Here is a 6,787-nt window from a genome sequence, read left to right on the forward strand (position 1 = left end):
GCTACCCTCCCAATGCTGCTTTCAATGCTTCACTAACGGATGCAACGCCAATCAATTCGACTCCTTTTGGACCCTTCCAACCGCCTAGATTATTAGCAGGCAGGATGACTCTCTCAAAACCAAGCTTTGCCGCTTCCTGGACTCGTTGTTCAATTCTTGAAACCCGTCTTACTTCCCCTGTCAAGCCTACTTCACCGATAATGCAATCTGTTGGTTTTGTTGGACTATCACGGAAGCTCGAGGCTATGCTCACAGCAATCGCCAAGTCAATTGCCGGTTCATCTAATTTTACCCCTCCGGCCACTTTTAGATAGGCATCCTGGTTTTGCAAGAGCATCCCAATCCGCTTTTCCAAAACAGCCATTAACAAAGGTACACGATTGTGGTCAATTCCGGTTGCCATTCTCCTCGGATTCCCGAAACTGGTTGGTGAAATCAAGGCTTGAATTTCAACGAGAACCGGACGGGTCCCTTCCATCGAAGCTACCACTGTTGAACCGGCTGCCCCTTGGGAGCGTTCCTCCAAAAATATTTCTGAAGGGTTTTCGACTTCATCAAGACCAAATTCTTTCATCTCGAAAATACCCATTTCATTGGTGGAGCCGAAACGATTTTTGACTGCCCTTAATATCCGATACGTATGATGCCGTTCACCTTCAAAATATAAAACGGTATCTACCATATGCTCGAGCAACCTTGGCCCGGCAATCGAGCCTTCTTTCGTCACATGCCCTACAATGAAAATAGCAATTCCTTTTGTTTTACCAATTCTCATTAATTCCGAGGTACATTCACGTACCTGTGAGACACTTCCCGGGGCTGAAGTAACATCCGGATGGAAGATTGTTTGAATTGAATCAATGATAACAAAGCTTGGGCTTGTATTTTCTATTGTCCTGTTAATTTCCTCTAAATTTGTTTCGGAATAAACGAGCAAATTTTTCGAAGAAATTCCTAATCGTTCCGCACGGAGCTTCGTTTGTCTCAAGGATTCTTCACCGGATATATATAAAACCTGATTTCCCTTTTGGGCAAGTTGTGATGATACCTGCAGTAGAAGAGTAGATTTCCCGATTCCCGGATCTCCGCCAATCAATACAAGTGAGCCCTTCACTACACCGCCGCCGAGGACACGGTTTAGTTCATTCAAGTCAGTAAGAATTCTTGGTTCATTTTCCATTTCGATCGAGGTAATCGGCAGAGGTTTTGAAGCAATAGTTGAACTCCCCTGAGAATGTGCAAACGCTCCCCTTCTGTTTGCTCCGGTAACTTCAACTTCCTCCACCATCTTATTCCACTCACCGCAGCCCGGACATTTCCCCATCCATTTTGGAGATTCATAGCCGCACTCCGAGCACATAAACTTTGTTTTTCGTTTTGCCATAAAGATGTTTCTTCCTTTCATCTATCCCTTAAATAAAAAAGAGGTACACGATTCGACTTTATTCACGTGTACCTCAGCTAATTATCTTTCAAAGCAGGAAGTCTGTTTAAAGAATTTGAGATGGATTATTTAGTTAGGCTCGCTTGTTCAGCCGTTCTTACAATAAATTCACCATTATCGACATCGATTATAACATGCTGTCCTGTTAAAACTGTACCTTTAAGAAGCTCTTCAGAAAGCCGGTCTTCGATATGTTTTTGGATCGCTCTTCTTAATGGTCTGGCACCATATTCAGGATCGTAACCCTCTTGAGAAATTTTTGCCTTCGCCGATTCAGTTAGCTCTAAAGAAATATGTTGTTCTTTCAAGCGTTTGACTAACTGTTCAGACAATAGTGTAACAATTTCTTCAAGATGCTTTTTCTCTAAAGCATGGAATACGATAATTTCATCAATCCGGTTCAGGAACTCAGGACGGAATGCTTTTTTTAACTCTTCCATCACTTTGCCCTTCATATCTTTGTAATCCTGCTGCCCATCCTGAATATTAAATCCGACATATTTATTACGTTTTAAGGCCTCAGCACCAACATTGGATGTCATAATTAACACTGTATTGCGGAAATCCACCGTTCTGCCTTTTGAATCGGTTAAGCGGCCATCTTCAAGAACCTGTAATAAAATATTAAATACATCCGGATGTGCTTTCTCAATTTCATCAAGTAAAATGACGGAATATGGTTTTCTGCGGACTTTTTCAGTTAATTGTCCGCCTTCCTCGTAGCCGACATATCCCGGAGGAGAACCGACAAGACGGGAGGTAGAGTGTTTCTCCATGTATTCTGACATATCAATACGAATCATCGCTTCTTCATCACCGAACATTGCTTCCGCAAGTGCACGTGCCAATTCCGTTTTCCCGACGCCTGTTGGCCCAAGGAAAACAAATGAACCAATTGGACGCTTTGGATCTTTTAGTCCGGCCCTTGCACGGCGCACCGCTTTTGAAACAGCAATAACAGCTTCTTCCTGACCGATTAAGCGGGAATGCAAGATTTCCTCTAAATTCAGCAGCTTTGCGGTCTCTGTCTGGGCAAGCCTCGAAACAGGTACTCCCGTCCAGCTGGAAACAACATTGGCAATATCTTCAACCGTGACTTCGCAATTTTCTTTTCCCTGCTTTTCCTTCCAGGTTTTCTTCGTTTCTTCAAGCTGTTCACGCAAGCGTTGTTCAGTATCCCTTAATGAGGCAGCTTTTTCAAATTCCTGGCTTTGGACAGCAGCATCTTTTTCTTTCCGTACTTCTTCAAGCTTCACTTCTAATTCTTTTAAATTAGGTGGGGTTGTATAAGAACGAAGACGAACCTTTGAACCCGCTTCATCAATTAAATCGATTGCTTTATCCGGCAAGAATCTATCGGAAATATAGCGGTCTGATAGTTTAACAGCTGCATCAATCGCTTCATCTGTAATCGAAACACGATGATGTGCTTCATAACGATCGCGTAATCCTTTTAAAATTTGAACAGACTCTTCCGCTGTTGGCTCATCAACTCGAATTGGCTGGAAGCGCCGTTCTAACGCTGCATCTTTTTCAATATATTTCCGATATTCATCAAGTGTAGTTGCACCAATACATTGCAGTTCCCCGCGTGCAAGGGAAGGCTTTAAAATATTAGAAGCATCGATGGCCCCTTCCGCTCCTCCGGCTCCGATTAAGGTATGAAGCTCATCAATGAATAAAATGATATTTCCCGCTTGGCGAATCTCATCCATTACCTTTTTCAAACGGTCCTCAAATTCACCGCGATATTTCGTACCGGCTACAACCGTCCCCATATCGAGGGTCATCACGCGTTTATCACGTAGAATTTCCGGAACTTCATTATTCACAATTTGTTGGGCAAGACCTTCCGCAATCGCCGTTTTACCTACCCCGGGTTCACCAATTAATACAGGATTATTTTTTGTACGACGGCTTAGGACTTCAATTACACGTTGAATCTCTTTACTTCTTCCGATAACCGGGTCAAGACTTCCTTCTCTTGCAATCGCTGTTAAGTCTCTGGCAAGACTATCGAGTGTTGGTGTATTAGCGCTAACAGACGCTCCTCCCTGATGTCCTCCTGATTCATTGCTGCCCAATAATTGAAGCACTTGCTGACGTGCTTTATTTAAGCTTACGCCAAGGTTATTGAGTACCCGTGCAGCAACTCCCTCACCTTCACGAATTAGGCCAAGCAGAATATGCTCTGTTCCGACATAAGAATGTCCTAACTTACGCGCTTCATCCATTGACAATTCAATAACTTTCTTAGCTCTTGGTGTATAGTGGATGGTTTGAGAAGTTTCCTGTCCTTTACCGATTAAATTTTCAACTTCTTTTTGAATCTTATCTGAACCTAATCCGAGACCATAAAGCGCCTTTGCTGCAATACCTTCGCCTTCACGAACCAAGCCCAATAAAATATGCTCTGTTCCAATATTATTGTGACCCAGACGGATTGCTTCCTCTTGTGCTAAAGCTAAAACCTTTTGTGCTCTTTCCGTAAAACGACCGAACATCATATTCTCTTCCTCCTCACCATTTATCTTATTCCATTTTTAGCCGTTCTCTAATTAATGCAGCCCTTCTGATGTCTCTTTCATTTGGTCTTAGCGGGCCGCCTGCATACTGCTGGAGAAAACCCGGCTGTGTCAGTATCATTAATTCATTTAATATATTTTTTGGAATATTGTTAATAAAGCCCATATCAATTCCAAGCTGAACATCAGATAGACACCTTGCTGCTTCTTTAGTTTCAATGATTCTACTATTTGTTAAAACTCCATAGGATCGGTACACCCTGTCTTCTAATTGTATGTTAGAAGTTTTCCGTAATGCTTCACGTGAGGACCTTTCTTGTGAAATTAGCTGGCTAACAACCCCTTTCAGATCACGTCCAATATCCTCTTCCGATTTACCAAGGGTGATTTGGTTGGAAATTTGAAAGATATTACCTAAAGCTTCGCTACCTTCCCCGTAAATTCCTCTAACAACCAGCCCTAATTGATTAATTGCAGGTATAATACGGTTAATTTGCTGCGTTATGATTAATCCCGGTAAATGCATCATGACGGAAGCACGAAGACCTGTTCCTACATTGGTGGGACAACTGGTTAAATAGCCATATTTCTCATCAAATGCGTACTGAATATAGCCTTCAAGCCAATCATCTATTTCACCCGCCGTATCCAATGCCTCCGATAATTGTAACCCAGGGAATAAGCACTGAATCCGTATATGGTCCTCTTCATTAATCATAATACTAACTTCTTCATTTTCAGTTACTAAGACGGCACCGTATGGAGAATCTTCAGCTAAATGGGGGCTGATCAAATGTTTTTCAACCAATACCCTTTTTTGAAGAGGCTGCATTTCTCCTATTTTTAATAATTCCATTTGCCCAAACTTGTTAAAACCGGAGCTGCCTAAAACTTCTTCCATTGATAAAATAACTTTTTTTGCTTCTTCATGAGAAAATAGTGTTGGAAATTTATAGTCCTCAAAGTTTCTGGCTAAACGGATACGGGAACTTAGGACAATATCTGAATCAGGTCCTTCTGCGCTCATCCAAGAGCTAACTGCTTGATTTAAAAAATGTTCAAGCGACACGTTATTCTCCCCCCTCTCGATGGCTACCAGTTAATTTTTTCTCTAATGTGCGTATTTCATCGCGAATCTCAGCTGCCTTTTCAAACTCTTCATGTGAGATTGATTCCTTCAGTTCGTTTTTCAGGTCTTCAATCCGTTTTCGAAGATGAATGCCTCCGCCGATTCTTTTCGGTATCTTCCCGCTATGAGACCAATTTCCACTATGAAGACGGCCTAACACGGGTTTTAGCTGTTCCTTAAATGTGTCATAACAATGGGCACAGCCAAAGCGGCCTACTTTAACGAACTGAGGAAATGTCATGGAACACCGATTACATTGAAGAATCTCCTCTTGATGAAATGGATTTTCATTTTGTTTTTGTATGGTTGGATCAATATTTAGTAAGCCCGCCAGTAGATTATTAAAAGCGAAACCGGAACCTCCGTTAAAGATAAACATATCTCCTTTTTCCTGAGCACACTTTTCACAAAGATGTACTTCTGTCTTTTCGCCGTTAATGATTTTTGTAAAATGCAGTGCAGCAGGCCTTTGATTACATTCCTGACAAATCATTTTTTCACCTCTCCAGCTTGCATAATTCATTTATATTTTAAAGTAGTTAACATAGCTTTTAACATCCTTGCCCGTAATTCATCGCGGTACGGAAGATCAATGTATAAAACGGAACGATCAATAACGCTAAGCATTATTTTCGCTTCCCGTTTTGTTATTATTTCCTCTTGAACCAGTCTAACTATGACATCTTCTGCACTTGTTTGACTTATTCGGTTTTGGAAGAGTGACAGCAAATGGTCAATTAAATGGGCTAAATCATGCGATTGAACCTTCATTATTCGAATATAGCCCCCGCCGCCTCGTTTACTTTCTACAATATATCCTCTTTCAATTGTAAATCGGGTATTAATCACATAATTGATTTGCGAGGGAACACATTGAAATTTATCGGCAATTTCACTTCGTTTGATTTCAACAAGATCCTGCTCACTCATTTCTAATACATGTTTTAAATAATTCTCAATAATATCGGAGATGTTTCTCATCTTCCCACCCCCTTCTGACTTTGACTATATTTGACATAAATTATACTGAAAATTTTATGCAGTTGCAACGATTCTATACTAATGATTTTCTCCAAATCCCGCGGTTGTGAAACGTGGAAGTTTTTAATTTATTAGGGGGTTTTAAAATGGGGGGTTGTTGTTTTTTTGTGTTTTGTAGATTCGGGTAAACGATATGGGGATTTTGGGGAGGTTTGTTTGTAAATTTGGAGGATTTTTAAAGTGATTCGGATTTTTAGATTTTTTGGGAATCTTGAAGATCTGATTTAGGGGATGGATAAGGTTAGTCTAAAAAGTGGACACATAAAAATGTGGACATTTTATGTGGTTTTTAATAATTTTTATCTTTAATATTAGATTCGCAAATAAAATCGTGTAATTCGTAAATAAGACGGATTTATTCGCAAATAAAAAGAAAAAAGCTGGGTTTTCAATTCATCTACCTACTCTGTATACAGCTTATCAGCGAAAAAATGCACTTTATCAGCGAATCTAGGAGTTTTATCAGCGAATTGTTTAGATCATTAATAAGGACCATTGTCCTTACGGACAAAACACAAAAAAGACAACCCATATCAGGTTGTCTTTCATCTTTGCCTGGCAACGTCCTACTCTCACAGGGACTCGCGTCCCAACTACCATCGGCGCTGAGAAGCTTAACTTCCGTGTTCGGTATGGGAACGGGTGTGA

Annotated in this window: 5 protein-coding genes and 1 rRNA gene; all 6 read right to left on the bottom strand. The window is 40.8% G+C overall.

All coding sequences use genetic code 11. The features are described 5' to 3' along the window. Position 1: 1 nt before the first annotated feature. Positions 2-1,384: a DNA repair protein RadA gene (gene radA / locus J2S10_RS24925; RefSeq protein WP_307413505.1), complete on the bottom strand. Its 1,383-nt coding sequence runs from the start codon at positions 1,382-1,384 to the stop codon at positions 2-4. Between the two features lie 125 nt (positions 1,385-1,509). Further along, positions 1,510-3,951, bottom strand: coding sequence for an ATP-dependent protease ATP-binding subunit ClpC (gene clpC, locus J2S10_RS24930; protein ID WP_307413507.1), 2,442 nt, complete (start codon positions 3,949-3,951; stop codon positions 1,510-1,512). Between the two features lie 25 nt (positions 3,952-3,976). Beyond that, positions 3,977-5,038, bottom strand: a complete 1,062-nt coding sequence (locus tag J2S10_RS24935; protein ID WP_307413508.1) for a protein arginine kinase — start codon at positions 5,036-5,038, stop codon at positions 3,977-3,979. A gap of 1 nt (position 5,039) precedes the next feature. After that, complete coding sequence (locus J2S10_RS24940) at positions 5,040-5,591, bottom strand: UvrB/UvrC motif-containing protein (protein WP_307413510.1); 552 nt, start codon at positions 5,589-5,591, stop codon at positions 5,040-5,042. A 26-nt stretch (positions 5,592-5,617) separates the two neighbouring features. After that, positions 5,618-6,079: a CtsR family transcriptional regulator gene (locus tag J2S10_RS24945; RefSeq protein ID WP_307413512.1), complete on the bottom strand. Its 462-nt coding sequence runs from the start codon at positions 6,077-6,079 to the stop codon at positions 5,618-5,620. A 613-nt stretch (positions 6,080-6,692) separates the two neighbouring features. Further along, a 5S ribosomal RNA gene (rrf, locus tag J2S10_RS24950) occupies positions 6,693-6,787 on the bottom strand; the annotation flags it as partial.

The sequence above is a fragment of the Neobacillus ginsengisoli genome, assembly GCF_030813055.1.

Excerpts from the sequence above, each read along its gene's own strand:
- radA (WP_307413505.1), bottom strand. The coding sequence starts at position 1,384 with ATGGCAAAACGAAAAACAAAGTTTATGTGCTCGGAGTGCGGCTATGAA.
- J2S10_RS24940 (WP_307413510.1), bottom strand. The coding sequence starts at position 5,591 with ATGATTTGTCAGGAATGTAATCAAAGGCCTGCTGCACTGCATTTTACA.
- J2S10_RS24945 (WP_307413512.1), bottom strand. The coding sequence starts at position 6,079 with ATGAGAAACATCTCCGATATTATTGAGAATTATTTAAAACATGTATTA.
- clpC (WP_307413507.1), bottom strand. The coding sequence starts at position 3,951 with ATGATGTTCGGTCGTTTTACGGAAAGAGCACAAAAGGTTTTAGCTTTA.